The organism is Streptomyces fuscigenes (assembly GCF_021556455.1).
Lineage (GTDB): Bacteria > Actinomycetota > Actinomycetes > Streptomycetales > Streptomycetaceae > Streptomyces > Streptomyces fuscigenes.
In genome coordinates this window covers 1-2,169 of record NZ_JAKGCV010000655.1, presented here as the reverse complement: position 1 = coordinate 2,169, position 2,169 = coordinate 1, and the positions used below count along the sequence as shown (strand labels likewise).

Annotated in this window: 1 protein-coding gene; it reads right to left on the bottom strand. The window is 77.6% G+C overall.

The window, feature by feature from the left end; translation table 11 throughout:
- The coding region (locus L1885_RS27425; protein WP_235799847.1) for an ATP-binding protein at positions 1–1,878 on the bottom strand (1,878 nt) is incomplete at its 3' end.
- Positions 1,879–2,169: the final 291 nt, after the last annotated feature.

Here is a 2,169-nt window from a genome sequence, read left to right as displayed (position 1 = left end):
CGGGGCCGGCTCGGCGGGCCGGGACGGGAGAGCCGCCACGATGGGCGTCGGCTCGGTGGGGTACGCGGTCGCGGCGGGGGTCGCGGGGGCGATCGCCGCGCGGGGCGCCGCACCGCGCTCCAGGTCCGAGACGAGGGCGAGTGCCCGCCGGCCGGCGACGGTGCCGCTGCGGTCGGCGACGACGCCCCGCATCCCGATGGACGCCTCCAGCTCGGCCCGGGCCCGGTCGAGGTTGCCGGAGCACAGCGCGAGGATGCCCAACTCGTGGTGGAAGTACGCCTCTTCGGCGACCTCTCCGGCCGCGCGGGCGGCGGACTGGCCGGCCCTGAGGGCCTTCTCCCAGGCCGTCCAGCGCAGTCCGGCGAGCAGGACGGGAGCGGCGCTGCGGGCCAGGCGCAGCGCGGTCGCGGCGGCCCCCGTCAGCAGCGGTGCCATCGACGCGAGGACCGCGTCGGACTCCGCGGTGACCCGCGCGGGCGTGACGGAGGGGTGGCCGGTCCACCAGGTGTAGTGCTCGGCCGCGGCGGCTGCGTTGCGCTCGCGGTCCTCTGCGTAGCCCGCGGCCTCCAGCTGGACGGCGACGCCGGGCGCGAGGCGGTAGCGCGGGCCGACCGGTGTGACGAGCGCGCAGCTCATCAACTCGCCGAGTGCGGCGTCCGCGTGGGTGTCGCCGATGAGGGCGGGCAGGTGCGCCTGGTGGGGCACCTCGCCGCCGAGGGCGACGGCGAAGCGCAGGGTGGCGCGCGCCGATTCGCTCAGCCGCGAGGCCAGCAGGGCCGCGGGGGCCGCGCCCTCGCCGAGGGTCGGCAGGGGGATGTCCTGGGTGGCGCCCGCGTCGGCCGCGGGGTCGAAGGCCGGGTCGAACGCGGTCTCCGCCGTCGAGCCGGTCCGGGCGGGTCCCGCCGGCTTGGCGAAGGCCTCGAACTCGTCGAAGACCTGGGGGTCGCGGCGGAGCAGGTCGCGCTGCCGCAGCAGCGCACCGGCCTGGACGAAGCGCAGCGGCAGGCCCTCGGACTCGAACCACAGGTCGCCGGCCCAGTTGCGCTCCGCCTCGCTCAGCGGCCGTCCGGCGGCCCGCTGCAGAAGGTCGAGGGACGCGGACCGGCCGAGCCCGGCGAGCAGGACGTCGACGACGGCGGCACCGGGCGAGGGCGAGGGCACCTCGGGCGCGACGGCGAACAGGAAGGCGCACTCGGGGGTGGCGGACAGCAGCTCGTCCAGCGCCTCGCCGCCGAGTTCGAGGTCGTCCACGACGACGACGGCGCCCACCTCCGCGACGGCGGCGCGCAGTTCGGCCCGGTCGGGCCGGTGCGGGCCCTCGTCCGCGAAGACCGCGGCGTACAGCTCGTACAGCAGCTCGGTCGCGGTACGGCGGTAGCCGCTCAACCGTATGAGCCCGTCGGGCGCGAGCGTCGCACAGCGCGCGGCGACGGAGTCGAGCAGGGCGGAGCGCCCGGATCCCGGCACGCCGAGCAGGCGCGCCGAGCGGCCCTGGCCCATCAGGTCGACGAGCTGGTCGTGTTCGGCCTCGCGCTCCAGCATCGGCAGCGCGGGAGCCGCCGGCCCCGGCGGCACGGAGGGGCGGCCGGCGCGCTGCAGCGCGGCGCGGTCGCGCGCGGTGCGCCGCGCGGGACGCGCGGGCCTGCGGCCGGGCGGGCAGGGCTCGATCTCGCTGCCGTCCACCGGGTTGACGGTGACCAGGAAGTCACCGGACACCAGTTCGGTGGTGCGAACGGTCGTGCCGCCGGACGCGCCGCCCGCAGGGGTCGCCAGGGCAGGCGTGAACGACTCGCGCCGCTGCGGCCTGCGCTCCGGGAGACCGGGGTGCCGGTCCTCGTCGCGTCCGTGCTCCTCGGGTCCCGCGCTCATCGGGTCCATCGGCAAATCCCCCAGATAGTGGCGTGCGGGGCCGAACCATAGACCCCCGCACTGTATCCAGGAACGCGGGGGACGCAGGAGGCAGGTGGGGCAGGAACCGGAATACGTCCGGTGCACGCGGGGAGTTCCCAGCTCAGGGCCGTGCGCTCGCGCCGGAAAAACGGCCGCGCGACGGGGGCCCGGGCGTCTCGGAGCCGCGCCGTGCGTGCGGACGGGCGACCGGATCGGGCCGCATCCGGCGCCGCGCACCCTGACCGGGCCGGCCCTGACGGCGCCCCGGGCGCCCGCGCC